The organism is Archangium lipolyticum (assembly GCF_024623785.1).
In the GTDB taxonomy this organism is placed as follows: domain Bacteria; phylum Myxococcota; class Myxococcia; order Myxococcales; family Myxococcaceae; genus Archangium; species Archangium lipolyticum.
The window spans coordinates 457234-483391 of record NZ_JANKBZ010000005.1 but is presented as its reverse complement, the minus strand read 5'-3'; the positions used below and the strand labels follow the sequence as shown (position 1 = coordinate 483391).

Sequence of the window (26158 nt, the reverse complement as noted above, 5' to 3'; positions counted from 1 at the left end):
CTCGGGGCGATACCGTCTCCCCCCTCAGCAAAGAGGGGAAAAATGGGACACGAGAAGCCGGTCGAACCGTTTTCGGATCTCCATGTCGAGGAGGGGCGGGTGCACGCGGTGTTGCTGCACGACCCCACCGTCGAGGGGCTGGATATGGCCATCTACATGGACGCATCCGGCAGCATGAAGGAGGAGTACGAGTACAAGCAGCCCTCGCGCACCTTCATGGAGTGGCTGCGCGGTGCGCCCCTGAAGGAAGCCTCCAACCAGGTCGAACCCCAGGTGCAGTGGATGCTCGAGTACCTGGCCACCAAGGATCGCAACGGCCTGCTCCGCGTCGCCTACTGGGCCTGCGGCTCCACCGGCAAGGACGTGGAGGTGATCGGCGAGCTGAAGGGCGTGGACGTCAAGACGTACAAGTTCCCCGGCCCGAAGAACCTCGGGGGCTACACGTACCTGGCGCCGGCGATGAAGGACTACGTGCGCTACCTGAGGGAGCAGGTTCCCAAGGGCGCCCGGCGCGGGTGCGCCGTGTTCGTCACCGACGGCAAGCTGCATGACGCCGACGACGTGAAGCAGTTCTCGGCCCAGGTGGCGCGCGACGTCGCCTCCGGCAAGCTGCCGCGCGTCAACTTCATCCTGGTCGGCGTCGGTGACAACATCGACGAGGAGCAGCTCGAGGACATCGCCCACGAGGAGTTCCCGGGCGTCGGTCACCTCTGGTGCCACCGCATCGCCGCGGAGATCACCCAGGTGGCCGAGTTGGTGGCCGTGCTGGTGGACGAGACGATGACCGTCGCCGCCGGCGGCACCATCTACGACGACAAGGGCAAGGTGCTGAAGACGTACGAGGGCCGCCTGCCCGCGGTGCTCGAGTTCGAGGTGCCCGAGGGCACCGAGAGCTTCACCCTCGAGGTGAACGGCCAGCGCTACACCCAGCCGCTTCCGGAAGACGATCACGACGAGGAGCACCACTGATGGCCGGCCACGAAGTCATCGCCAAACCGTTCTCGGACGTCCACCGGGTGGGAAACCGGGTGGTGGCCACGCTGCTGCACGACCCCACCGTCGAGGGGCTCGACGTGGCCCTCTACATGGATGGCTCGGCGAGCATGGAGGACGAGTACGGCCCGCGCGGCGTGCTCGCCAAGCTCGCGCCAGTGAAGAACCTGGTCGAGCCGCAGATGCGGTGGATGCTCGAGTACCTCGCCAACAAGGACCGTGACGGCAAGGTGCGCGTGGCCTACTGGGCGACCGGCGACGGCAGCCAGCTCGAGGAGGTGGGCGAGCTCACCGGCCCTCAGGCCAAGGACTACCGCTTCCCAGGCCCCCGCTTCTACGGGAAGGCCACGGTGATGCTCCCGGTGCTGCGTGACTTCGTGGCGCACATGAAGCAGCAGGTGCAGGCCGGTGCCCGCCGTGGTCTGGCGGTGATCATCACCGACTCGCAGATCAACGATGGCAACGACGTGAAGGCCTACGCCACGCAGGTGGCGAAGGAGATCGCCTCGGGCCGCCTGCCCCGGATGAACTTCGTGTTCGTCGGGGTGGGCGACCAGGTGGACGAAGAGCAGATGGAGGCCATCTCCCACGAGACGTATCCGGGCGTGGGCCACCTGTGGTGCCACCGCATCGCCGACCGCATGGAGGAGATGGCGGAGCTGGTGGCGGTGCTGGTGGACGAGACGATGACCGTCGCCGCCGGCGGCACCATCTACGACGAGCAGGGCAAGACGTTGAAGAGCTACGAGGGCCGGCTGCCCGCGGTGCTCGAGTTCGACGTACCCGCCACGTGCAAGGCCTTCACCCTCGAGGTGGCGGGCCAGCGCTTCACCCAGCCCATCCCCGAAGAGCACGAAGACGAAGACCACGAGGAGGAGGAGGACCACGCGCCCGAGCCGGTGCGAGCCCCCGCCGCCCCTCCAGCCCGCAAGCATCGCGGCCACGGCCACTAGGAACACCATGTCGGAGCAGAAGAAGATCGTCCGGGTGCTCGGGCACGTCCACGGCCCTGACTGCAAGCACGGCCATGCGCATGAGCACGGCGAGAAGCACGTGCACGGTCCTGGCTGCAAGCACGACCATGCTCATGAGAAGCAGCACGCTCATGAGCACGGCGAGAAGCATGTGCACGGCCCTGGCTGCAAGCACGACCATGTGCATGAGCACGACCACGCTCATGAGCACGGCGAGAAGCACGTGCACGGCCCTGGCTGCAAGCACGACCACGGCCATGCGCACGAGAAGGCGCATGTCCACGGACCTTCCTGCTCGCACGGTCATGACCATGACCACGACCACGGTCACGAGCACGGACCGGGTTGCGACCACGGGCACGACCACCACCACCATCACCCCCAGTCGACCCGGCGGATCCACCCGCCCGCGCACCGGGCGGCGGAGGGTGGTGGTATCGCGCTCCAGCTGGATCTCGAGGGCACCCTGCCCGGAGAGACGGACGAGGTCGGCCGCTTCCAGAAGCTCGAGGCCGCCCTGGAAGCGCACCGCGGAATCTCCGAGGTCCACCTCCGGAGGGACCTCGGCCACGCGGAGATCTGCATCCACTACCAGCCCGAGCTGGTGAGCGTACAGCACCTGCTCGCGCTCGCTCAGAGCACCGGGGCCGTGGTGTCGGAGCGGTACAAGCAGCACACCTGGTTCGTGCGCGGGATGAACTCGGCCGACTCGGCGACGGTGATCGAACACGCCGTCAGCCGGCTCACCGGTGTCCTCTCCGCGAGCGTGGCGTATGCGAGCGAGCGCCTGGTCATCGAGTACGACCGCGAGACGCTCACGCTGAGCGACGTGGAAGCCCACGTGAAGTCGCTCGGGTACGGGCTGGAGGTGCCCACCGCGGGCCATGCCTGCTCGCACCACGCGCACGGCGGCGGTCTGGCCCCCAAGCTTGAGCTGCCCCTGGTGGTGGCCTCCGGCGTCCTGCTCGTCGCCGGCTGGCTGGTCGAGCGCTTCGCTCCCGTCCCGGCCCTGGTCCCGACCGTCATCTGGGGCCTGTCGATGGCGAGCGGCGGCTTCTTCGCCATCCGCGGCTCGGTGCAGTCCATCCTCCAGCGCCGCATCGACATCGAGACGATGATGGTGGTGGCGGCGCTCGGCGCCGCGGTGCTCGGGGCGTGGTTCGAGGGCGCCTTCCTGCTCTTCCTCTTCAGCGCGGGCCATGCGCTGGAGCACCGGGCGATGGACAAGGCGCGCCGGTCGATCGAATCGCTCAGCGCGCTGCGCCCCGAGATGGCGCGGGTCCGGCGTGGGGACGACATCGTCGAGCTGCCGGTGGGCGACGTCCAGCGCGGCGAGCGCATCATCGTGCGCCCGGGTGACCGCGTGCCCCTCGATGGAATCATCCGCGAGGGCAAGAGCTCGCTGGAGCAGGCGGCGATCACCGGCGAGTCCATTCCCGTCGCCAAGAAGCCGGGGGACGAGGTGTTCTCCGGCACCATCAACTGCGAGGCGCTGCTGGAGGTGGAGGTCACCAAGCTGTCCTCCGAATCGGTGCTCGCGCGCGTGGTGGACATGGTGGCGCAGGCCGAGGCCCAGAAGGGCCCCAACCAGCGCTTCGCCCAGCGGATGGAGCGGACCTTCGCGCCGCTGGTGATGGGCGCGGCGGTGCTGTTCCCGGTGGTGCTCGTGCTGATGGGCACGCCGCTCAAGGAAGCCATCCTCCGGGCGGTGTCGCTGCTCGTCGCGGCCTCGCCGTGCGCGCTGGCCATCTCCACGCCCTCCGCCGTGCTGTCCGCGGTGGCGGCGGCGGCGCGAGGCGGCGTGCTGGTCAAGGGTGGCATCTACCTCGAGCTGCTCGGGAACATCCGGGCGATCGCCTTCGACAAGACGGGCACCCTCACCGTGGGGCGGCCCCGGCTGCTCACCAGCGCTCCGGCGCAGGGGGTGTCTCGCGAGGAGCTGCTCGGCACCGCCGCGGCGGTCGAGTCGCTCTCCGCCCACCCGCTCGCGCGCGCGGTGGTGGACGCTGCGTCCGAGCAGGGCATCCAGGCTCCGGCGGGCAAGGACCTGGAGGCCATCCACGGCAAGGGCATCCGCGCCAAGGTGGGCGAGCAGCCCGTGGAGGTCGGCAACCTCGCGCTCTTCGACGGGGACAGCATCCCGCGGGAGATCTCCGCCGAGGTCCGTAAGCTCGAGGAGGCGGGGCAGACCACGATGGTGGTGCGCAAGGCGGGGCGCTACCTCGGAGTGCTCGGCGTGGCGGACACCGTCCGCGGCGGGGCGCACCTCGTCATCCAGAACCTCAAGCAGGCGGGCATCGAGCGGACGGTGATGCTCTCCGGCGACAACGCGCTGGTGGCTAAATCGATCGCCTCGCAGGTGGGAATCGACGAGGCGCGCGCGCCACTGATGCCCGCCGACAAGGTCACCGCCGTGCGCGAGATCGGCAAGCAGCACTCGGTGGCCATGGTGGGCGACGGCGTGAACGATGCGCCCGCGCTCGCCGCCGCCGCGGTGGGCGTGGCCATGGGTGGAGCCGGCTCGGATGCGGCGCTCGAGACGGCCGACGTGGTGCTGATGAGCGATGACCTCGCCAAGCTGCCCTTCGCCCTGGAGCTGGCGCGCAAGGCCACGGCGGTGATGAAGCAGAACCTGGTCATCTCCCTCGGGGTGAGCGGCATCCTGGTCATCGCCGCGGTCCTCGGGCTCACGCAGATCAGCCACGCCGTGGTGCTCCACGAGGGCAGCACGCTCCTCGTGGTCGCCAACGGGCTGCGGCTGCTCGCGTTCAGGCCCCCGCAGTCATCGCCCGCTCCTCACGCGGCGGTCGGCGTCCAGCCCGCCGCCAGCTGAGCTGTGGTACCCGGCGGACGGGGTGTGAGGCTCCCTTCGAGCCCCGCCCCGTCCGCGTCTTTTTCATCCAAACAAGAGGCTCCCGATGGCGGATATCTGCATCCGTGACTGTCACACGCTCGTCCCGGATACGAGCGGCACGCTCACCGTCGTTCGCAACCAGGACATCCTGGTCCGTGGCAACCGCATCGCGGAGATCCGCCCCACCGGGCGTCCCCCCGAGCCCGGCGTCACCGTGCTCGAAGGGCAGCGAATGCTCGCCATGCCGGGGCTCATCAACACCCATGCTCACGTCCCCATGGTGCTCTTCCGAGGGCTGGCCGAGGACGTGTCCATCGAGCGCTGGTTCAACGAGTTCATCTGGCCCCTGGAGAGCAACCTCACCGAGGAGGATGTGTATTGGGGCGCGCTCCTGGGCCTGCTCGAGATGATCGAGGGCGGCGTCACCACGGTGGCCGACCACTACTTCCACATGGACCAGGTGGCCCGGGCCGTCGAGGAGGCAGGAACGCGGGCGCACCTGGGTTGGGCCGTGTTCTCCAGCCGGGGTCGCGGCGCGCTCGATGAGACCGCGGCCTTCGCCGAGCGTTGGAAGGGCGGCGCAGGTGGCCGCATCACCACCTGCATGGCCCCGCATGCGCCCTATACCTGCGACGACGGCTTCCTGCGCGCCTCCGTCGAGCACGCCAGCCGCCTCGGTATCGGCATCCACATCCACGCCGCCGAGGAGATGAACCAGACGAATGCCAGCGTGGAGCGGCGGGGACTGACGCCCATCCAGGTGCTCAGGGACACCGGGGTCCTGAGTGTGCCCGCCCTCATCGCGCACGGCTGCGGACTGCTGCCCCAGGACATCGAGCTGCTCGCCAGGCATCGAAAGCACGTGGGCATCGCGCACGCGCCGAAGACGTATCTCAAGCTGGCCATGGGCATCACCCCCATCCGCGCCTTGCGCAAGGCCGGAGTGGCGGTGGGCCTGGCCACCGACGGCGCGGTCAGCAACAACACGCTCGATGTCTTCGAGAGCCTGCGCCTCATGGCTCTGATGCAAAAGCACGAGGCGATGGACCCCGAGGTGCTGCCCATTCCCGAGGCGCTCGACATCGCCACGCGAGGCAGCGCGGCGGCGATGGGACTGGGCGACCGCATTGGCACGCTCGCGCCCGGCTACCAGGCCGACATCATCCTCGTGGACACCCGAGGCACGCACTGGCAACCGCCCCACAACCTCACGGCCGGGCTGGTGTACAGCGCCCGCGCCAGCGACGTGCACACCGTCATGGTCGACGGCCGCGTCATTCTGCACGAGCGCCGCCACCTCACGCTCGACAAGGACCGCATCCTCGCCGAGGTGGCGGGAACCATGGAGCGCATGTCCCGGCGGGTGCCCGAGGCCCGCATCCAGCGCTACGAGCCGTGAGGCTCGCGGGGGTCGACAGCGAGCGACCTGACGCCCCTGGTGTTCTCAACTGAATCCCTCGTCGGGCCCGCCTTCGCGTCCCGCGCATCCCCTGCCCTATGAATCCCCCGAGCCGTACCAACGGGGGAGGCAGTCGATGCCAGCCAAGACGAAGCGCCCGGCGAGACAGAAGACACGAACGCACCGTGAGACGGGAGCCCGGAGCAAGAACGAGCCGCGCGCCGTCCCACTCGCGGTGTTCGACCCATTCAAACCCGGGAGCGAACACCCGGACTGGGTGATGAAGGACTTCCCCTCCTACGTCGAGCACTCGCACGAGGCCCTCGCGCGCAGCACCCGCGTACTCGAGCACCAGGGAAACACCATCACCATCACCACCACGTACGAAGTCCGGGTCAACGAGCGTCTCGTCACGCTGCACATGATGGTGGATGAAGAGGGCCGGCTCTGGTCCCACCTGTGCCCCTACCTGACCTTCGCGACGGCGACGGAGCTCGTCCGCCACCTCATCGAGCGCATGCCGCACCTGTTCGAGTCGGCTCAGCCCTCTCCCGAGGGGGACGATGGAGGCCGCCACATGGACCACGGCGGACACGCGCATCAGCCCGCCCATGTGCATGGAGGTGCTCGATGATCCGCCGGAACATCCTCGCCGACGAGACCGTCAGGCAGCAGTTCATCGACGGCGTGCTGGCCCTCAAGGACCCGGCGCGCTTTCCCTGGCCGGGACAGCAGGGGCTCTCCATCTATGACCTCTTCGTGTCCTGGCACCACCAGTCGATGATGCTCTTCACCCCGCCCACGCAGCGCGACCGCAACGCGGCCCACTCGGGCCCGGCCTTCCTGCCGTGGCACCGGTACTTCCTGTTGCGCTTCGAGGTGTATCTCCGAATCGCGCTCCGCGACCCGGAGTTCCGGCTGCCGTACTGGGACTGGGCCGCGGATGCGGCGCTGGCGGATCCACGCCAGTCCCCCCTCTGGGCCGACGGTGCCATGGGCCGCTTCACCTCGCCTGCCGTCTGGCAGGTGCGTGTCGTCCCGGCGGAGCGGGGACTCACGCGCCTGGCACGGCCACGGCCTCTCGCTCGCGCACCCGGCAGGGAGGGCGCACTGCCCACGCGCGAGCAGGTCCGCTCAGTGCTGCGCGACCAGGTCCTCTACGACGCCCCGCCGTACAACAGTACCTCGAACGGTTTCCGCAACTACCTGGAGGGCTGGGAGGGTCCGGGGCTCCACAACATCGTGCACGTCTGGGTGGGCGGCGACATGACGGACAGCACATCGCCCAACGACCCCCTGTTCTTCCTGCACCACTGCAACGTGGACCGCATCTGGCATGCGTGGCGGGTGCGCTACCCGAATGCCCCGTACGTCCCCGCGCAGAACGCGGCGAACACCCTGTCCTTTCACCGGCTCGATGACGCGCTCTACTCGGTCTTCCGGGAGACCACGCGGGTCACCCCGCGCGGCATGTTGGATCCGCTCTCCCCTGGTGCGCCCTTCACCGCGAACGACCGCTACGACTACGACACGCTCGCGGACCTGCAGGCCTGAGACGACCCGGGGTCCAGCTTCGACCCCGGGTTGCTCAAGCTCCTCGCCCGCCCATCACCCCGCCGAACGCACGAGCTGGGGCTGGAAGCCATCCATCAGCGCTTCCATGAGCCGCTCCACATCATCCAGAGGCACGCCCTGGATGGTGAGGAGCGTCTTGCCGCGCTGGAAGTTCGTCTTGAGCTGCACGCGGGTGCCCTTGGCGAAGTGCCTCGAGAAGCACTGCCGCATGAACTCGACGCGGTCCGCATCCGTGGTGGGCATGGTCGCACGGGTCGGGTTGCGCTTGTGCTTCACGGCCTGCCTCAGCTCCTCCAGGCTGCACTCGGCGAAGGGCTTCTGCTTCACGATCCCGCCCTCCTCCGGCACATCGATGGGTGTCGCGCCCGGCTCCCCTGCCGCGAACTGGAGCTCAGCCACCTGCAAGTAGGTGCGCAGCGTGATCAGCTTCATCACGCCATACATCCCGCACGCCTCCTCGGTGAACTCCCGCGCCACGGTGCCGTACCGGGTCAGGGTCGCCTGCGAGAGTTCCTCGAAGTGCTGGCTGAAGTACGCCTGGGCACTCTCGTACCCGTTCTTCTCCGCCAACTGGTTGTCCACGGTGTGGTTGTAGAGCAGGCCGATGTTGTAGTGCCCGGCGTTGCCTTGTCTCAGGTAGGTGCGGATGGAGTCCGCCACCTGCTCGAGCGTCAGCTCGGAAAGGGTATTGCCACCATTCGTCTGGACCATGAATTGCCCCCCTCAATGTGGAGCGGCCGCGGGAATCGCGGCTCGGGTCCGGCATGAGCAACGCCCGCGCCAACGCGGCGCCTCGTAAAAACAATTACTTATGTGAACAGAGTGCCCAGGAGAATCCCACCGCTCGGAGGAACCATCCGCGAGCAGGGACTCCTCAGCGTTTCACTCCTCACCGGTGAGGAGTGGAACGCGTCGGGTGCATTCCGCTGCTCAACTGGTGAGGAGCGGAACGCAGCGGACTCCCTCCGAAGCCACCTGGAGGTATACAACGGCGGAAGTAAGGAGGAGGCCGCGCGTGGCTGACGAAAAGACCTGGAAGGGCGGACGGCTGGGACCGTTCCACATCAGCAAGCGGTACAAGAACGTGGCGGTGGACCTGGGCCGACTCTATGAAGCGGAGAACATCCACACGGGCGCCCCCGCCCTGGTGCTGATGCCCGGAGCACGCGCGAACTGGGAGCCCGAGGATTCCTGGCTCGTGCGCATATCCGCCCAGACAGAGCCCCCCTTCATCACGATGGAGGTGGAACAAGCCCCCTCCTCCGGCCAGCTGTCGAAGCTGTCCGACATGCTCGACCTCCTGACTTCCACCGTCGAGCGGTTGGAGAAGAACGAGGAGGCACGCGCCCATCTGACAGGCGGACCGGTGGGCACCTGGAAGCGGTGGGTAGGGCGTACGCGTCGGATGCTTCGCTCACGAGGTTGGCTGGTTGTCGCGGGCCTCGCCGTCACCCTGAGCGCGGTCATGTGGTCTCGCTTCTCGCAAGACCCCGAAGGTCCCAGGGGCGACAAGCGAGCCGGTGCCGGGATCGGCGAGTCGGCGGCCAGCGAGGCCAAGGCACCCGATCTGGTAGACCTCAGCGCTCCGGGGGCGACGACCATCGCCTATCCCCTGCCAGCCAAGCCATTCAGTGACCAGGCCAAGGCTCCCTGCTATCCCAAGTCGGGAGAGGTGGAGATCAATGGCGGGTGCTGGGTGGCATTGGAAAAGCGCCCGCCCTGCTACGAGAGGCAGGCCGAGTACCAGGGCAAGTGCTACATGCCGGTCTCGGCACGCTCCCATCAGAAGAGCGAGCCGCGTTCACTTCAACCGTGAGCGCGGTGTTCCCATCGCCCCGGTGGCTCAGTTGTCCAGCGCGTCGTAGCTGATCCAGTTCTGGATGTCCGCGAGCTGGTCATCGGGCAGCGAGGCGTTCGCGCCGATCGGCATGCGGGCGCCAACGATGATGCCGTCGCCCGTGAGCTTGTTCCACAGGTAGCTCTTGATCGGGTCGCCGGGGTAGATGAGCTGGAGCGCGGGCTTCTGGCTCGAGGGCTTCAGCAGGCGCTGGCGGATCTCGCTGGGCGTGCCACTGAGCAGATCCAATCCCGCCTGCGGCTCGCTGCCACCGTGGCAGCCGCCGCAGCTGGACTGGAGGATCGGCAGCACGCGCCCGCTCCAGTTGGCGCCAGTGCCCGCGAGGTTGAGCTTCGACGGGTCATCCGAGTACGAGCAATTCTTGTAGTCGATGGCCGAGCCCAGGTTCCACTGCGTGGCCGCCGGGTCCAGGCCCTCGATGAAGCACATCAGCGCCAGCATGTCCGTGACGGACGGCGGCTGGTTCGCCAGCGGCATGCGCGTGCCCGGAATCGCTTCGTTCTGCATGGTCCCGCGCAGGCGCGCCACCAGGTAGCTCTCCTCGGGCTTGCCCGGGTTGATGAGCGGCACGTTCTTGCCTTCGCGGTAGCCGTAGACCTCGTTGCGGTTCTGGTCCCCCTGGATGATGCCGCTGGCCACCAGGCTCTCCACCGCGTCTCGCTGGTACTCGCTCACCTCGGCGAAGAGGTGGCGCCGGTCATCGAGGATCCACCAGTTCGTCTTGTAGCTGGCGAAGGGCAGCGCCTGCACGTTGCCCTCGGCATTGATGAAGTTGCGGATGAAGGTGCCGGTGGCGTTGATCCGGTCCCCCTCGACGGGCACCGGATCGTGCAGGTACAGGTGCAGGCCCGCCGTGGTTTTGTCCGGCCGCGTTCCCCTCGGATCCAGCCTCGGCGTCTCCCCGGGGAAGAGCTCGAAGTAGCCGATCTCGATCTCCCGAAAAGCGGCGGAGTCCTCGGTGAAGCGGAAACGGTCGCCCAGCCGCTCGCACCGGTCGTACACGCCATTCGGGTTGCCCGACTGCACGTTGCACGGGGCATTGATGGACGCCGTGAAGGTGGCCGGCGTGTGCAGGTCCGGGTACTCCTTCTGGTTGTGGCACACGCCATTGGTGCCGCTGCACGTGCGCATCACCAGCTTGCGGTGCAGATCGATGCCCGTGGGGTACGTCTGCTGGGCCTTCAGCACGTCCGCGTTCCCGTCCTCGTACGGCTCCACGTCCGAAGGCGAACCCACCCCGGGGCGATTCGGCTCGAAGGGGATGTTGCCGGGCTCCTGCGGGGGAATGGGAGGATCACAGGCCAGCGCGAGGGCCGCGAGAGCGGAAACGAGAGTGGAGCGCTTCATGCGAAGAAGTCCTCGATGGGGGCGTCCGAGGGGAAGATGCCCTGGTGGTCGGCACCGAGCAGGTCCATCATCGTCTTGAGCACCGAGCGGTACGAGTACACCTTGCCGGTAGCCTTGAGGTTCGAGCCGTTCACCGAGCCGAGGCTCTTGCCCCCCTTGCCCGCCGCGGTGATGACGCCCCCCATGAAGGGCATGGACATCCACCGGGTGGCCAGATCGCTACTGTGGTCACTTCCGTTGGCGGAGTTGTAGCGGCTGCCGCCCGTGGTGCGGCCGAACTCGCTGCCCAACACCACCAGCGTCTTGTCCCAGTACGTCCCGCCCTCGGGGTGCTGCATCTTCCGCAGGGCCGTGCGCAGGCCGCTCACCAGCCGGTTGGCCGCGTCCATCTCGCCCGGCAGCTCGGCGTCCTCGCGCGAGTGGAAGTCGTACCCGCCCTGGTTGAGGAACACCGCCGGGCAGCCGAAGTGGAACAGGCGCAGCGCGAGCGCCGCCCGCTGCCCCGTGCCGTCCGTGCCCAGCAGCGTCCGCAGCTCGCGGTTGGTGATGCCGTCGTACTCCTCGTTGGAGTCGGTGCTCACCCGAAGCATCGGGTCCCGGAAGATCTTCCCGTAGTCGCTCGTGGCCTTGCGCGTCTGCTGGTACGTGTCCACGCCTCCGCGCAGCGCCGTGTGGAGCCGCTCGCGGAAACGCGTGTCGATCTGACCAGGCAGCTTCGCCGCCCAGGCCGGCAGGGTCGAGTCCGGATCCACGCTGAAGCGCTCGAAGCCACTGCCCTCGAGCACCGGCGGCCGGTAGGTGGCGTACTCGCCCGCCCCCGTGGCCATGCCCGCCTCGCCCAGGCTGAAGGCCGGCAGCAGGGTGATGCCCTCTCCGGCCGCCCTCGCCACGCGCTCGCGCACCCCGTAGTTGACGTAGGTGAGAAAGCCCGTGGCGCCTCCCACGTAGCCCGTGAGGAAGCGCTCCAGGCCCGTGCCGTGGCCACCGTCCGCGCGCGCCGCGAGGGGCTCGTGGTCCACGCACGGCAGCACGCACATCTCGTTGGTGAACTCCACCACCGGCTTCATCCCAGCGTCCCGCCGGGCCTTGTTCGCCTCACCCTCCAGCCAGCTGGCGCGCTCCAGCAGCTTCGTGGCACCCCACTCGGTGCCAGGGGCGCGCCTGTCCGAGCGGCCGAAGGGGTTGAACTCGTCCGCCACGTCACCGTTGAAGGCGGTGGTGAAGCGGAAGCCGCCGGAGAGGCGGATGTAGATGAGGTGGCGCACCGAGCCGTGCCCGGACGTCTGGGCACGGGCCTCGGAGGGCAACCAGAGGTGGGGAAAGGCCAGCGCCGCGGTACTGGCGCCCAGCCCCTGCAGCAGCCGGCGGCGGCCGAGGGTGACGGACTTCTTGTCGTCGGAGTCGGACATGGGACGGGGGCTCCGGGGCTAGTAGAAGACGCGCTCCGCGCTCGACAGCAGCACGAAGCAGTAGGGACGGGCGAACTCTTCCGCCGAGCACAGGGTGCGGGCGCACTCCGTGCCCGCCTCCCGGGCCTCGGCCCGCTCCGCGGCATCCGGCGAGCGGCCCAGCAGCACCCGGTACTGGTGGGCGGCGATCTCCTCGGCCACGTCCGCGTTCACCGCGCGGCTGGGGCTCATGCCCTCGGGCAGCAGCTTCTCCACCGCCGCGCCCTTCGTCTCCGGGTCGAGCGAGGGGTTGCACAGCGACTGGACGAAGGACAGCTGCGTGGCCGTGGTGAGGATGCTCACCACGCGGAAGCGCCCGCCCGTCACGTTCTCCGGGCAGCCGCCCAGGGTACGCGCCAGCTCCGTGTAGCGCTCGTCCACCTCACCCTCTTCGTCGATCTTCCAGCGCGACGTCTCCAACACCCGGTAGGCGGCGATGCTGCCCGACTCCAGCAGGTCCTCCGGCTGGCTGATGCGATGGTCGCACCCCGGCAGCTCGTACCCGGTGTTGCGCGCCATGGAGTCGATCCAGACCTCCGCGTCCACCTGCTTGAGCGGGCCATACGTCCACCGGTACGCGGAGGGCGAGGCCCCCTCGGCGGACTGGAGGTAGGCCGCGGAGGTGGCCACCGCGTAGTGCACCGAGCGGATGTCGCCATCGTTCTCCAGCAGCCAGCGCACCAGCTCCTCGCGCACCTCGGGCACCTTCGCGGACAGGTCGTAGCCCAGGTACTGCACGAGGACGTCGTCCACCGCGCGCTCCCAGAAGGCCAGGTCCCGGGCGAGGACGCGGCCCGGCGTCTGCAACTTCGACCACTCCTCGGGGCTGAGCAGCCCGCTCCACAGCGTCAGCTCGCGCAGGTTCGGATCCCTCGCGGCGCGCAGGTCCGGGGTGAAGATGAGCTCGTTGTAGCCCCACAACACGCTGGCGCACTCGCCCCTGGCCGTCTCGTCCACGTTGCCCGCGTCATCCAGGCAGCGGAAACGGATGAAGGCGTCCGGCAGCCGCATGCCCAGCTGCGGGTGGTCGTAGTAGCCCGATTGCCACAGCTTGTAGAGGCGCGCCATGTCCGCGCGCTCGTGCTCGAAGGGCGGACGGCCCAGGAAGTGGGTGAAGAGCGCCTCGGCCTTGTCGCCCGGGTCGGCGTAGCGGCGGGTGAGCACCGGGTGGGCGCTCACCACCGCCGCGAAGAGGTCATACGGCACCTTCCCGCGGTACAGCTTCTCCACCAGCCGATCCATGTCGTAGATGGCCTGGAGGCTCGTCACCTCGTTGCTGTAGAGGAAGCGGTCCGCGGCCCGGCGCTGCTGGACGAGGATGAACTCGTCGCCTTCCATCAGCTTCTTCACCGTGGCGCCCCACCCGCCCGAGCACGTGGCCTCGGCCTCGTCCGCGGTGGGCACGCGCCCCACCATGTCCACGAAGAGGCGGCGGCAGGCCTCGGCCTGCTGGATGGGACGGTTCGGCAGGCCCACGCCCCACAGGCTGCGGCACAGCCCGCGGTTGACGGGGTTCTGCAGGCCCGCGCCGTTGCAGTACGCCACGCAGTCAGCGCCACAGTCGGGCGGGCGCGAGTCGGCCGGCGGCGGCACGTCCCGCGCGGCGGGCAGGATGTCATCACCCCCGGGGAAGGTGCCCGGGGTAATGGGGTCGCCGTTGCCCACCATGCCTCCGGGACCGGAGGCCACCTGCTCCGGTTCGAAGGAGTAGGTGGGCTGGCAGGCCGCCAGCAAGGCGAGGACGGGGAGGAAGAGCGAGCGACGGACTGCCATGCGCGACTCCCGGATGAAAGGGATATGTCTCAGAGAGCGAACTCGGCACCGAGCGTGAGCCCCAGACGCAGGCCCAGGGTGCTCCAGTTCTTGGTGAAGCGGAGCCCGGAGAGCTCCTGGCTCGTGAAGAAGAGGTACTGCTGCTCGACCTGGGCGACCACGTCCGCGCGCAGCCAGATACGGTCCGTCATCTGCCGCCGCGCTCCCACGGTCGGGCCCGCCAGCCAGCCCACGCGCGGCAGGCTCCACACGTGCACGCCCTGCTCCTGGAGCCGGCGGATCTCCGCCGCGAACTCGCGGTTGGGGACGAGGAGCGACATCCCCACGCGCCCACCAAAGGTGACCTCCGTCTTGTCGGCCACCGGCAGGCCGTACTCGCCGGAGATGAAGACCTCGTTCAGCAGACCGAAACCGAACTCCCGGCCACCGCCCGCGGCGTAGTTGCCGAAGATGCGCAGGCCCGCGCCCACGCGCAGCCGATTACTCAGCACCGTGACGGGTGTGTTCAGCCAGGCCGTGGCGGACAGGAAGCCCGCGCTGGAATAGTCGAAGGACTCGTCCCGGCGCGAGGTGTTGATGCCCTGCTCGCCCGTCATCCGCGAGCTCTCCAGGAAGACGTCGCCTCCCACGCCCACGCGCGTCCGGCCCGAGGCGATGGGGGATGAGGCCGGGGCAGGCGCCGGAGTGGAGCGGGCCGGCGGCGTGGAACGGGAAGCAGCGGGCCGGGAAGCGGCGGGCCGGGCCGCCACCACGGGCTTGGGCTCCAGCGCGGGACGAGGAGGCGCCTCCTCGGGCTTGCTCTCCACGGCGGGCGCGGCGGCGGCGGCGGGAGCCTCGGCCGGCGGAGGCGCCGGCGTGGAGGGAGCCGGCTCGCGGGCCGACTCCGGCTGAGCGGCCGGGGCCGTCTTCGCCGTCTTCGATGCCTTCTTCGAGGCGCTCGTCCGGGCCGACTTCTTGGAGGACTTGGGAGCGGCCTCGACGACCGGAGCGGCGAGCACCAGCAGCGCGGAGAGGACACCGCAGCAGACGCGAGGAAGCTGCTGGAACATGTTGTGCGAGCGGGTAGAGAGCGGCACGGGAGACTCGGTTTGGGGGGACTCGGTCCGCAGGAGTCTACCTCAAAACACTTCCCTCCTCCCGCGGCCTGGCCGGATGCGGGAGGAGGGACTACATCACGCGGCTCAGCCGTGGCGGCGGCGGAGCAGGGTCACCCCGGCCGCGGCCAGCACGAACATCAGCGCGGGCGCACCACCCGTGGAAGAGCAGCCACCGGGCTCCTCCTCGCCGCCGGGCGCCGTTCCACCCGCGGTGACGGTCACGTCCCGCTTCGTGGTCGCCACACCGTCGCCAGCGTTGCCGTTGGCCGCGTTGGACGAGTTGCCGGCGGCGAAAATGGTGAGCGTGCCGGCCGAGTTGGGCGCCGTCACCGTGAAGTCGAACTGGACCTTGTTGTCGCTGAAGGCCTTGGGCGTGGACTGGACGAGCTCACCGCTCTGCGGCTTCAGCCCCGAGCCGGTGGCCGGCGCGAGCGTCGCCTCCGTGTTGCTCAGCGCGATGTTGGCACCGCCCGTCTTGGCGGGACCTCCGGTGATGATGAGCGAGTACTGGGCCGTCTGGCCTGCGGTGAGCGTCTCGGGACCGGTGATCTCGACGGTGGGCACGGCGGCGCCAGCGGCGTGGCAGGCGGTGCACGTCGCGCCCGACTTGCCCGAGTAGCCGTTGATGCTGACGCCGTTGGGCGTAGCGAAAGCCGACGTGGACAGCAGGCTCGTCGCGACGACACCCGCAGCGCAATACGACAGGAACTTCATACAACCTCCAGGAGAGAGAGTTACCTTTCTAACTCGCTTTCCCTCTTCCTCCCATGCTCCTCTGACACACTGCGTGAGCACTTCCTCACTCCGCGCGGTATGGATGAAGAAGAACGGTGTAAACGGAAAAACGTCACATCCCCGTGACAGGTAGGTGCGAGTAGTGTGTTGGCCCGCATCACGTCACGCGCGATTCGGGGGCAGCGAGGCATGCGCAAGCCGTTGATTCTGCTAACCGTCCTGGTGGGGATGGGTCTCGGGGTCTTCCTTTCCGCGCGCTCCGGAGGACCGGGCGGCACGGAGGAGCGCCACTCCGCGAAGGTCGCGAGCACCGCGGGCACGACACCGCGGCCGAAAAGCCCCGAGGCCATGGGTGCGCACGCGGGCAGTACACCGTCGCTGGCCCAGGTGCCCACCCAAGAGGACGGAGCACTGGAGGTGGAGGTGGTCGCGAGCGAGCAGCCCGTGCCCGGCGCCAGCGTACGGCTGTACTGGCGCGGCGCGCGCGACCCGAGCCTCGACGAGGTGTCCTGGTGGCTGGCGAGCACCGGCCTCACGGATGCGAAGGGACGCGTGCGGCTCGCCTCGCGGCCCGGAAGTTACCTGGTGGCGGTACACGCGCGAAGCCACGCGGTGCTGAGGCGCGACGTGGTGCGCCCCCTGGGCGAGGCCCTCACCCACCTGCGCCTCACGCTGGAGGCGGGACAGTCCCTCACCGGCCGCACGGTGGCGCGGAGGACGAACGAGCCACTGCCCCTGGTGGAGCTGGTGCTCACGGCGCACGGCCTCGAGCTGGAGGACTGGCGCCGCGCCGATGCTCCCGCCGAGGAGCGCGTATACGCATCGAGTGACGAGCGCGGGAACTTCCGCGTGGACGGGCTCGCCTCCGGTGACTACCAGGTGGAAGCACGGGCACCGGGGTATGCCGGGACGGTGCTGCACCATGTGAAGGTGCCCGCAGTGGGGCCGCTGACGGTGGCCCTCCAGGGGGCGGGCGTCATCGAGGGCTTCGTCGAGGACGCGCGGGGCCGCCCGGCCTCGGGCGCCGAGGTGAAGGTGAGCGGAAGCACGCCCCAGGTGGTCACCACCGGCGAAGGCGGTGGCTTCTCCGTCGAGGTGGAGGCAGGCCTCCACGTCCTCTCCGCGCGGCGCGGCGACGAGGCGGGCTCGCTGGACAAGCCCGTCGTCGTGAGCGCGGGGAAGACGGCACGCGGTGTGCGGTTGCGGCTCGGACCGGGCGCGACGCTGGAGGGCCGCGTGGTGGCGAAGGCCTCGGGCGCTCCCGTGGCGGGCGCCCATGTCGATGTCAGCCCCCTGGGCAACACCGCGGACTCGGGCCGGGCGGTGACGGATGAAGCGGGCCACTTCTCCGTGAGCGGACTGGCCCCCGGCAGCTACGACGTGGTGGTGAACGCCCCGGGTTTCGCCCAGCTCATCCGGCGCGGGCCGACGGTGGCACCGGGTGAGCGCTTCCGGCTCGAGCTCCAGCTCACGGGCTCCGGCGCCGTGGAGGGCCACGTCCGGGACGCCGCCGGCCAGCCCGTGGCGGGCGCGCTGGTGGTGGGCGGAAAGGAGGGCAACGCCCCCGCCGAGACCCGTACCAATGCCGAGGGCGCCTACCGCATCGAAGGGCTCTCCACCGGCAACCAGTACTTCCGCGCCAGACGGGAGGAAGCGTCGCTCGGAACGACCCGGCCCGTGGAGGTGACGGAGGGCGGCACGGCGCGGCTGGACTTCACCCTGGAGGAGACGGGCACCGTGGAGGGCGTGGTGCGAGCGGCGTCAGGGACCCTCCCCTCCGAACCGTTGTCGGTGAAGGTCTTCGCAATGGATCAGAACGGCGATGGAACGCCAGACATGAGCCAGACCGGGGTCGACGCGGCCGGCAACTTCCGGCTGACCCTGCCAGCGGGCAGCTACCGCATGCACGCGCGCCTCCCGCAACGCCCGTCCTCGGCCCCTCTAACGCCGAAGCTGGTGCAGGTGGAAGCGGGAAAGACCGTCCGGGCGGAGCTGCTCTGGAAGGAGTACACGCACAACGAATATAGCGTCCAGGGCATCGTCCTCGAACCGGATGGCATGCCCTCTCCGGGGGCCCAGGTCTCTCTGAACATCCGTGGCTGGAGCTTCCCGATGACGGTGCTCGCGGATGAGGAGGGCCGCTTCACCTTCTACCCGCACCCCAGGAAGGAGCTCTCCGAAGCCCGCGCCACGGTGGGGGCGAGCAATGGCACACGCAGCGGGGAGAGCTCGGACGTGAGGCTCGGGAAACAGGATGTGGTCGTGAAACTGCGGACTTCCGCCACCGTGCGCGGGCGGGTGGTACGTACCAGCGGGCAACCCGTGAGGAAATTCTCCCTGCTCAGCCAGCCCTTGGACTGGGCGGGCAGCATCGACCACAGAGAGGGGGAGTTCCAGGGCGACCGCTTCGAGCTGCGGGACGTGCCCGCCACCCCCACGATGCTGGTGGCACGAACGGAGGACGGCGCGCGCGGCGAGGCACGGATCACTCCCGGCCATGAGGCCTCGGCGGAGGTCGTGCTCACCCTGAAGGCCGCGGCGGGCATTCGGGGCCGGGTGGTGGAGGAAGACACGAAACAGCCCGTCGCCAACGCCTACGTCTCCGTCAAGAGCCAGAGCAACGGGAATCTCTACGAGAGAAGCAGCCCCGACGGACGATTCCTCCTCGAGGGACTGGCCGCGGGCGAGTACAGCCTGCAAGTCGCCATCGACACGTTCAGGAGCATCGAGCGCGAGGTGGCACTGGTGGAGGGAAAGGTGCTCGACCTGGGCGACCTCGCGCTCCCCGCCCCTCGAACAAGCGCCGGCACCATCGGAGCGTACGTGAGCATCAGCGACGACGAGCCGGTCTTCTTCAAGGTGGTACCGGGCAGCCCCGCGGCGCGCGCGGGACTGAGGATCGGCGACACCCTGCTGGCGGTGGATGGCACCCCGGTAACGGACGGCCACAAGGCCTTCCAGTTGCTCCATGGAGAGCCCGGCTCCACGGTGGTGCTCGAGGTGCGGAGCGCGGGCACGGTGCGGACCGTCTCCGTCACCCGCGCCCCCTGAGGGCTCAGCGGTTGCGCTGCGGCACCACCTCCACCTTCATCACGTAGCGCGCCTGCATGTCCGAGGAGAACTCGATGAGGTGGTCCCCCACTCCGGTGAGGTCCGCCTCGCGGGAGAACTCGCCCTGCTTCTCCACCGTGTCCAGCGCGGTGCGCCCGCTGACGGACTGGCGGATGCGGGCGCGGCAGCCCTCCTCGTGGAAGGTGACGGCCGTCTCCTCGCCCGCGGCGATGACGTCCTCGAGGAAGAAGCGCACGCGCACGGTGGCCGCCTCGGGCACCTGCACGATGAAGCGCCCCTGACCGGGGAAGCGGCCCTCGGCGTAGCTCTCCGGCCCGAGGATGCAACCCGCCATGGTGCTGCACACCGGCCAGGCCGCGTCACACGTGTCCGCCACGCGGCTGCCGATGAAGTCCGCGCGCGAGCCTCCACAGCCCATTCCCAGCACCAGGACCAGCAGCAACCCACCCAAGGCCGTTGGAAAACGTGTCATCGTCCGAACCTCACCTGAGGAGGAACCGTTCATGCGTCTGAGTCCCTTGTGGCTGTCCGTCATCTTCTTCGCTCTGGCGGGTTGTGGTGGAAACGACGACCCGCCCGTGGAGCCCCAGCTCTTCGTGGACCGGGACAGCATCGGCTTCGGACAGGAGTACGGCACCGGGGCGTACGTGAACCAGCAGATCTCCGAGTCGCTCTACATCGAGAACACCGGCCAGCAGACGCTGGAGATCACCGAGGTGACGAAGTCGGGCGCCAGCCAGTTCACCATGACCCTGCCCCCGGAGCTCGCCAAGGGCGAGCCGATGCGGCTCGAGTATGGCAAGCGCGCCTTCATCCAGGTGGACTTCAAGCCCACCCAGGCGAAGAAGTTCGAGGGCAAGCTCCTCATCAAGTCCAACGCCGCCAACGCGCCGGAGAAGGAGATCGCCATCTCCGGCGTGGGCTACAACCCGTGAGGTGACCGGGCTCAAGGCTGCCGGGTGAAGAAGCAGCCCGGCACCGCTCCGCCATCCGCGAACGTGCCCCCATCCGGGCGCGGGCAGCTGGCGGAACCGCCGTCCAGGGTGGTGTACGACTTCGGATAGCCGGTGTGCGCGGTGCGCAGCGTGTAATCCGCCTGTCCGTAGTCCGTCCGGTCCACACCGCTCACGGCCACCTTGAGGGTGTTACCCCGGAGGAAGCGCGGCTCGAAGCAGGAGCAGGCGTAGGGTTGCACCGTCACCTTGGTGGACGTGGCTCCCCGCTCCAGCTTGTACAGCGGCTGCAGGTTGCTCAGGCTGCCGGCCGGCGAGTGCCAGGCGCGCAGCGGCTCCCCGCGGTACGCGAGCGTCAGCGGCTGCCCGGCAGTGCCGGTGGACACCTGCGTGCAGACGCCCCCGTCCAACCGATCTCCATCGCAGAAGGACAGATCCAACGCGAGCCCGTGGGGCGTGCCACCATCGGGCAGGTTGCCCACCTCCCACTGCAACTCCCAGGTGCGCTCGGCCCCGGAGCCGGGCAGCTGGAACGCGAAGGTGTCCACGTCGGTGGTCACGGTCTCGTAATCCCCGGGGCCGCGCACGCCCTGCCCCTTCACCGGATCGTTCCCGACGAGCCGTCCGTGGCCGTAGGAGATGGAACCGTGCACCTCGAAGGCCGCACCGGTGGGCGGCGCGGGGAAGGTCGCGGCGGCATCATCGCTGGCCATCTGCACCAGCGGCCGGGGTGACGCCATTCCCTCGGAGGGGTGGCTGGCCTCGTCCGGGTCATCCACCCACTCCACCTCCAGGCGGTAGTCCTTGTCGTCCGCCCAGTTGGTGCCCTCGTCCTGGACGAGGAAGTAGTAGCGCATGGTGGTGGTGTGCGAGGGCACTGGCAGCGCGCCCCCGAAGTTGCGCAGGTTGGGGAGGTACTCGGACTCCTCGCGCGAGGAGCGCAGGCACATCGGCGTGGCGTTGTTGCACCAGCCATCCACCAGCGCCCTCACCGTCGAGTCCGTCCCGTAGCCACTGCCCTTGGGGCACACGTCCGCCTTGGTGACGCAGTCGGAGGCGGAGAAGCCCGTCACCTGGGTGAGGACGTACACCTGCCGGTCCGCAAGGCCGGGCAGCGGCGGGAAGCGGCCCCCCGAGGACAGGGGAACCAGCCGGTAGCGCAGCACGCTGGGCGCGGTGTTGGAGGCCACCTCCACCGCGAACCAGTCCTTGTCCCCCATCGTCCCCAGGCGTCCGGTGAAGGACGCCCTGCCCGCCGAGGGGGTGCTCGTCGTGGCGGTGAGGGAGGCAAGCCTGGCCCGGTCCGGCAGGTCGTTGCCGGTGGAGAGGTCGTTCGAATCGGCCTCGTCCAGCACCTTCACCTCCAGCGTGTACTTCAGGCGCAGGTCTCCGGGCGGAGTCTCGTTGGCGGTGCCGCTGTTCCAGGCCCGCACCTCCACCTGCCACCTTCCCGCCGCTCCTCCCCGGCGCGCGGCGGCCAGATCCGCGGCCAGCACGTTGGTGCGCACGCGATCCTGGAACTCGGCGTTACCGTCCGGACGCAGCAGCCTGTAGGAGAGGATGTAGGCGGGAGGAGGCTCGGGCGGAGGGATGTTCGGCGCCGTCAGCCGGACGTAGATGTTCTTCCCGGCCGGCACGTCGAAGGCGAAGAGGTCCACGTCCCCGGCGGTGGCCAGGTACCCGGAGCCGCTGCCCACGAGGATGCCGCCCTGGTTCGCCAGCGTCACCGGCGTGGCCTTGTTCGCCGTGTCGTTGGGCTCGTTGTCGTCCGGGTTGTCCAGCAACTCCACCGTGAGGGTGTACGGGTTGCGCGCGTCGAAACCGGGACGGCTCGTGTTGGAGTCCCGGTCCGAGAGCAGCAGGAACAGCCGCGACAGCCTCTTGTCCGGCCGGTCGACGGGGATGACGAACTCGATGGGCCTGGGCTGGCCCTGGCCGTGCGAGTCCACCTGGCGAGGTGCCGCCGAGGAGCCCTCCTCATCCAGGAGGCTGACGGCCAGGTTCACCGCGGTGATGGGCGTGGTGTAGACGGCGGTGACACGCACCAGCGAGCGCGGCTTCGCGTCCGCGGGGATCTCGACGCTGTACCAGTCGCTGTCCCCCCCGAAGGAGATGTAGCGCTCCAGCGGCTGGCCAAACGTGAGCTGGCACTCGGCCGAGGAGAGCGACTCCTCGCGGGAGTTGCAGAGGTCGGGCACCTCCTGCTCGCCCGCGTCCGACGGGTCGCCGGGGTTCTGCGAGGGACAGGCGGTGAGCACGAGGAACACGAGCGGCAGCAGTCGCAGTCGGACGGAAGGGGACATGGCACAACCAGGGGAGACCCCGCCGGAGCGGGGGTAGGGGTTTCCAGGCGCCCTGCTCAGGGCGTGGTGGGAACGGGACGGCCGGGGCAGCCGTCGACGAAGTCCTCGGGGGTGACGCGGATGACGCCGTCCACGGGGGACTTGATGCCGCCCAGCGGGTAGCGCGCCCCCTGGAAGCGGAAGTGGCGCACCATCGTCCGCGCGGTGGGGTCATCCGCGGGAATCATGGCGGCGGACAGGTAGAGGTCGTTGTAGCCCGCGCCGCGCAGCACCGTGCCCGCATCGTCCGTGTCGCCCTGCGTGGGAGCCAGCAGCACGTTGTCCACGCGGAAGTCGTAGCACTGGCGGCCCAGGTCGTCCGGAGGCCCCGCCGCCTTCATCGTGTAGCGGTAGCCGTCCGTGGACAGGTTCGCGGTGTCCACGTCCACCGGGCTCGTGTGCATGCGCAGCTCGGAGCGGCTCACCACACCGTCGTTGTCCGGGTCCTGTTCCAGGTCGTTGCTCGCGCCCTGCGTGCCGCCGAGCCACTCCACCCCGTCCGGGATGCCGTCCCTGTCGCTGTCCACACGCTCGGAGTTGGTGCCGATGAACTGCTCGTCACAATCCAGCAGTCCGTCGCAGTCCGAGTCCACGCCGCGCAGCGAGGGCGGACAGCCCGGGTCCAACCCGCCACCATCCGGCCGGGCGTAACCGAGCGGGTTGAAGTCCACACCCAGCGCCCGGAAGTGGACCTCCACACCGTCGCTGAAGCCATCTCCGTCGGTGTCCGCCTTCGCGATGTCGGTGCGCACCTCGGCCTCGCGCGCGTCGGTGAGCCCGTCACCATCCGTGTCCGCCTCGCCCAGGGGACTGCCCGAGGGCGCGGAGAAGTTGGAGGCCACCAGTTCCTTGAGGAGGAAGGAGCGCCGCACCTGGCCGAAGCGGAAGTCCAGGAAGTTGATGGGCTCGTCGTTGCGGAAGTCGCGGAAGTTGCCGCCGCCCAGCGCCGCCATCGTCGCCAGCCGCTCCGCGTTCTGGTTGATGAGGAGCATGGGGCAGCCGCCATCTCCCGCGGTGCCATCGGGCAGGAGCTCGCACACCGTGCTGACCGGCTGGAGGGGCTGGAACACGTGCACCGTGTTGACGCGCACGTCCTCCACCAAGTCCTTGAGCTGGCGGATGCGCACCACGGCGTCCCCTTGCAGCAGATCCCTGTCCTGATCCGTCGTGGGCCTGCCATCGGAGAGGAAGATGACGGAGTAGCGCGCCTGGGCCAGCGCCTGCGCGCCACCGGGCTCCAGGCGGCTGCGGGAGATGTCCCGGTTGATGAGCGTGTAGATGTCCGCCAGCGGCTTCACGAAGTCGGTGGCGTCGCGGTTGGGCGAGGTGTCCGGGTTGCGGTAGGTGAGCAACCGCTGGACGAGGTTGAGGCGCTTGTTGTTGTCCAGCTCGGACACGCGCACGAAGCCATCCTCCACCGTGGGCGGCGCACCCGACTGGGTGAGATAGGCCGAGGTGCTGCCGGCGAACACCATCACCGCCAGGTACACCTCATCATCCTTGGGCAGGCTGTCGATGAGCTGCACCAGCGCGGTGGCCCGGGTGCCGTCCGGGTCGCTCACGTTCATGGACTGGCTGGCATCCAGGGCGGCGATGATCTTGATGGGCCGCACCACCTGGTTGGAGCCCACCGTGCACACCTGCCCCTCGAGGGCGACGGCACGGTCCACCGGCACCTCCTGATCCCTCCGCCCGTCATAGAGGTAGGCGTCCGTGCAGGCCACCACCGCCACCACGGAGGCCAGCCCCAGTGACGCCGCGACCACGGCCCGGCTCATGGACGGGCTCCCACGCAGCGGTTGCGGTACTCGGTGTCCTCGTTGAGTTGGTCCGGTCTCACGAAGTTGCCGTCCTCCAGCGTCAGCTCGGGGCCGAGCGGCGCGCGCACGCTCGGCGGCGCGTACTGGGCCCAGGCACAGGCGGTGCGCCAGACACCGTAGTCGGTGGCCACGCCACTCTCGGGCGCCTCGGCGAACCACACCTTGAAGAGGTTGAAGCCCTGCTGCATGCCCGCGCGCGAGGGCGGCGTGACGAGCTGCAGGTTGGAGACGGTGAAGTCGTAGCAGACGCGGCCGTTGGACTGCACCTCGGCCTCGACCTCGTACTGGTAGCCCTGCCGCTCGTAGAAGGCCCGGTCCCGCCGCGTGGGGTTGCTCTCCGAGCGCAGCTCCAGCTCGTCCGGAATCCCATCCCCGTCCGTGTCGATGCCGGACGCGTTGGGGGCAAGCGGATCCAACCCGTAGCGGGATTCCAGCTGGTCCGGCACGCCGTCGCCGTCACTGTCCACGATACCCGAGTGCGTCTTCAGGTACGCCTCGGCGTACTGGGAGAGGCCATCGCCATCCGTGTCCGCGCACCGGCAGCTGGGCGTCAGCGGGGATTGAGGATCGCACCCGCGCGTGTCCTTGGTGTTGGCCGCCTTGAAGCCCTGGTCCGAGCGCAGCACCTCGAAGCCGTCGCCGAAGCAGTCTCCGTCACTGTCCTCCGTGAAGGTGTTGGTGCCCAGGGAGAAGCCGTTGTCCTGGGTGTCCGCCACCCCGTCCCCGTCGCTGTCCGGCTCGCGCGACTCCAGGCCCGGGACCGCGGAGAGCGACTGCACCATCAGCGTCTTCATCACGTTGCGCGAGGCGAAGGACGAGTAGTCCAGCGCGCCCAGGCCCAGCTCGGAGATCTCCGTCCTGTTGTTGAACTCCTGGTACACGCCGCCGCCCATCTCCGCGAAGCGCTTGAGCAGCCAGGAGGAGATCTTCTTGGCCTCCTGCGGATAGCGGGCCGGGTCCACGCCCGGGTAGACGCCGTACAGGTCCTGGCAGATGGGGCCGCACAGGCGCACGGACTCCTCGTTGAAGAGGAGCACCGTGTGCATGCGGATGTCGCCCACGTTGTGCTGCTCCTTGAGCTCCATGAGCTGCCGCACGTAGCTGAAGAGCTGGAAGTTCTGGTTGCGGTCCGTGCCCGCGATGTAGCCGGTGATGGCATCCGGATCCGCCGGGTCCATCAGGTTGCAGAACTCGCGCGCGCTGGCCGAGTCCTCCCACGTCAGATCCGGCTGATCCGGCGAGGCGTACTGGCCGAGGGAGTCGTTGGCCGAGCAGCGCGGGTACGGCGTGCCGTCGGTGAGGAAGACGACGACGTAGCGGGTGCGCGGCAGCTCCGCGGGGCGCGTCTTCGCCACGTCGGTGATGTCACCGGAGATGACCTTGTAGGCCTCGGCGAGCGCGCCCTGGTAGTCCGTGCCCTTGCCCAGCTGGCTCTGCAACCCGCCGATGTACGTGTCGATGCCGGAGGCGGTGGTGGGCCGGGCGAAGCGGTTGCCCGTGCTGCCGGGCCAGGGGTTGCGGATGTTCGTCTCGAAGGGGACGACGGAGACCTGCACGTTGGGCTGCGCACGGAACTGCCGCACCAGCCGGCGAAGGGCCCGCACCCGCGCGGGCTCGTCGGTGCCCTGCCCGAGGGCGAGGATCTCCGGACGCTGGCAGAAGCCGGTGCCTTCCTGCGAGCCCGGCGGGTCGGACACGCACATACTGCCGGACTGGTCGATGACGATGACCACCTTCACCGGGAAGCCGCTCGGGTCGGGCGTGCTGGAGCACACCCGGCCCTTGAGGGTGAGCCGGTCATCGACGTTGGACTGCTCCTGCGAGAGCGGCTCGACGAGCGTATCGGTGCAGCCCGACAGGGCCAGGAGGCCCGCCACGAGCAGCGACTGGAGTTTCAGGCGGCGCATCGGGTGCGGAC

At 69.1% G+C, this 26158-nt stretch carries 19 protein-coding genes; 9 read left to right on the top strand and 10 right to left on the bottom strand.

Features of this window, described 5'->3' with window-relative positions:
* Positions 1–42: 42 nt before the first annotated feature.
* From NR810_RS14820 to NR810_RS14790, 6 genes are all read left to right on the top strand, one after another.
* The gene (locus tag NR810_RS14820) at positions 43–969 is read left to right on the top strand and encodes a vWA domain-containing protein (protein ID WP_257453109.1); all 927 of its coding nucleotides are present in this window, start codon (positions 43–45) and stop codon (positions 967–969) included.
* Positions 969–1946 carry a vWA domain-containing protein gene (locus NR810_RS14815; RefSeq protein ID WP_257453108.1) on the top strand — a complete coding sequence of 326 codons (978 nt, stop codon included), beginning with the start codon at positions 969–971 and terminating at the stop codon, positions 1944–1946. The genes NR810_RS14820 and NR810_RS14815 overlap by 1 nt, the downstream gene beginning before the upstream one ends.
* Before the next feature lie 7 nt (positions 1947–1953).
* Positions 1954–4800: a heavy metal translocating P-type ATPase gene (locus NR810_RS14805; RefSeq protein WP_306818160.1), complete on the top strand. Its 2847-nt coding sequence runs from the start codon at positions 1954–1956 to the stop codon at positions 4798–4800.
* A gap of 85 nt (positions 4801–4885) precedes the next feature.
* Positions 4886–6220, top strand: coding sequence for an amidohydrolase (locus NR810_RS14800; protein ID WP_257453105.1), 1335 nt, complete (start codon positions 4886–4888; stop codon positions 6218–6220).
* A 136-nt stretch (positions 6221–6356) separates the two neighbouring features.
* The gene (locus tag NR810_RS14795) at positions 6357–6854 is read left to right on the top strand and encodes a hypothetical protein (RefSeq protein WP_257453102.1); all 498 of its coding nucleotides are present in this window, start codon (positions 6357–6359) and stop codon (positions 6852–6854) included.
* The gene (locus tag NR810_RS14790; RefSeq protein WP_257453100.1) at positions 6851–7774 is read left to right on the top strand and encodes a tyrosinase family protein; all 924 of its coding nucleotides are present in this window, start codon (positions 6851–6853) and stop codon (positions 7772–7774) included. Before NR810_RS14795 ends, NR810_RS14790 begins: the two co-directional genes overlap by 4 nt.
* 54 nt (positions 7775–7828) lie before the next feature.
* Here NR810_RS14790 and NR810_RS14785 read toward each other — a convergent pair whose 3' ends face one another.
* Positions 7829–8506, bottom strand: a complete 678-nt coding sequence (locus tag NR810_RS14785) for a hypothetical protein (RefSeq protein WP_257453097.1) — start codon at positions 8504–8506, stop codon at positions 7829–7831.
* Positions 8507–8810: 304 nt separating this feature from the next.
* On the opposite strand from NR810_RS14785, the gene NR810_RS14780 reads away from it, so the two are divergent.
* Positions 8811–9611, top strand: coding sequence for a hypothetical protein (locus NR810_RS14780; RefSeq protein WP_257453095.1), 801 nt, complete (start codon positions 8811–8813; stop codon positions 9609–9611).
* A gap of 27 nt (positions 9612–9638) precedes the next feature.
* Here the strand turns inward: NR810_RS14780 and NR810_RS14775 are convergent, their stop codons facing one another.
* The 5 genes from NR810_RS14775 to NR810_RS14755 all read right to left on the bottom strand — a co-directional run bounded on the left by NR810_RS14775 (position 9639) and on the right by NR810_RS14755 (position 16032).
* Positions 9639–11000 (bottom strand): hypothetical protein, encoded by a 1362-nt coding sequence (locus NR810_RS14775; protein ID WP_257453093.1) that lies wholly within the window; start codon positions 10998–11000, stop codon positions 9639–9641.
* Positions 10997–12409, bottom strand: coding sequence for a DUF1501 domain-containing protein (locus tag NR810_RS14770; RefSeq protein WP_257453091.1), 1413 nt, complete (start codon positions 12407–12409; stop codon positions 10997–10999). The genes NR810_RS14775 and NR810_RS14770 overlap by 4 nt, the downstream gene beginning before the upstream one ends.
* 18 nt (positions 12410–12427) lie before the next feature.
* Positions 12428–14221 carry a hypothetical protein gene (locus NR810_RS14765; protein ID WP_257453089.1) on the bottom strand — a complete coding sequence of 598 codons (1794 nt, stop codon included), beginning with the start codon at positions 14219–14221 and terminating at the stop codon, positions 12428–12430.
* A gap of 29 nt (positions 14222–14250) precedes the next feature.
* On the bottom strand, positions 14251–15297 hold the full coding sequence (locus NR810_RS14760) for a hypothetical protein (protein WP_257453087.1): 1047 nt from the start codon (positions 15295–15297) through the stop codon (positions 14251–14253).
* A gap of 105 nt (positions 15298–15402) precedes the next feature.
* Positions 15403–16032 (bottom strand): MXAN_6652 family MXYO-CTERM-anchored protein, encoded by a 630-nt coding sequence (locus NR810_RS14755; RefSeq protein ID WP_257453086.1) that lies wholly within the window; start codon positions 16030–16032, stop codon positions 15403–15405.
* A gap of 210 nt (positions 16033–16242) precedes the next feature.
* On the opposite strand from NR810_RS14755, the gene NR810_RS14750 reads away from it, so the two are divergent.
* Positions 16243–19104, top strand: a complete 2862-nt coding sequence (locus tag NR810_RS14750; RefSeq protein ID WP_257453084.1) for a carboxypeptidase regulatory-like domain-containing protein — start codon at positions 16243–16245, stop codon at positions 19102–19104.
* A gap of 4 nt (positions 19105–19108) precedes the next feature.
* Here the strand turns inward: NR810_RS14750 and NR810_RS14745 are convergent, their stop codons facing one another.
* Entirely contained in the window at positions 19109–19597 is a 489-nt protein-coding gene (locus NR810_RS14745; RefSeq protein WP_257453082.1) for a hypothetical protein, read from the bottom strand.
* A 31-nt stretch (positions 19598–19628) separates the two neighbouring features.
* Here NR810_RS14745 and NR810_RS14740 point away from each other — a divergent pair, with 31 nt between their 5' ends.
* On the top strand, positions 19629–20060 hold the full coding sequence (locus NR810_RS14740) for an Ig-like domain-containing protein (protein WP_257453080.1): 432 nt from the start codon (positions 19629–19631) through the stop codon (positions 20058–20060).
* Positions 20061–20071: 11 nt separating this feature from the next.
* Here the strand turns inward: NR810_RS14740 and NR810_RS14735 are convergent, their stop codons facing one another.
* The 3 genes from NR810_RS14735 to mtsD are packed head-to-tail and all read right to left on the bottom strand — an operon-like array spanning position 20072 to position 26147.
* Positions 20072–22381 carry a cell-cell cohesion protein MtsF gene (locus NR810_RS14735; RefSeq protein ID WP_257453078.1) on the bottom strand — a complete coding sequence of 770 codons (2310 nt, stop codon included), beginning with the start codon at positions 22379–22381 and terminating at the stop codon, positions 20072–20074.
* 56 nt (positions 22382–22437) lie between these two features.
* The gene (locus NR810_RS14730; RefSeq protein ID WP_257453076.1) at positions 22438–24198 is read right to left on the bottom strand and encodes a VWA domain-containing protein; all 1761 of its coding nucleotides are present in this window, start codon (positions 24196–24198) and stop codon (positions 22438–22440) included.
* A complete protein-coding gene (gene mtsD / locus NR810_RS14725) occupies positions 24195–26147 on the bottom strand; it encodes a cell-cell cohesion protein MtsD (protein ID WP_257453075.1) in 1953 nt (650 codons plus the stop codon). Before mtsD ends, NR810_RS14730 begins: the two co-directional genes overlap by 4 nt.
* Between the last annotated feature and the right edge of the window lie 11 nt (positions 26148–26158).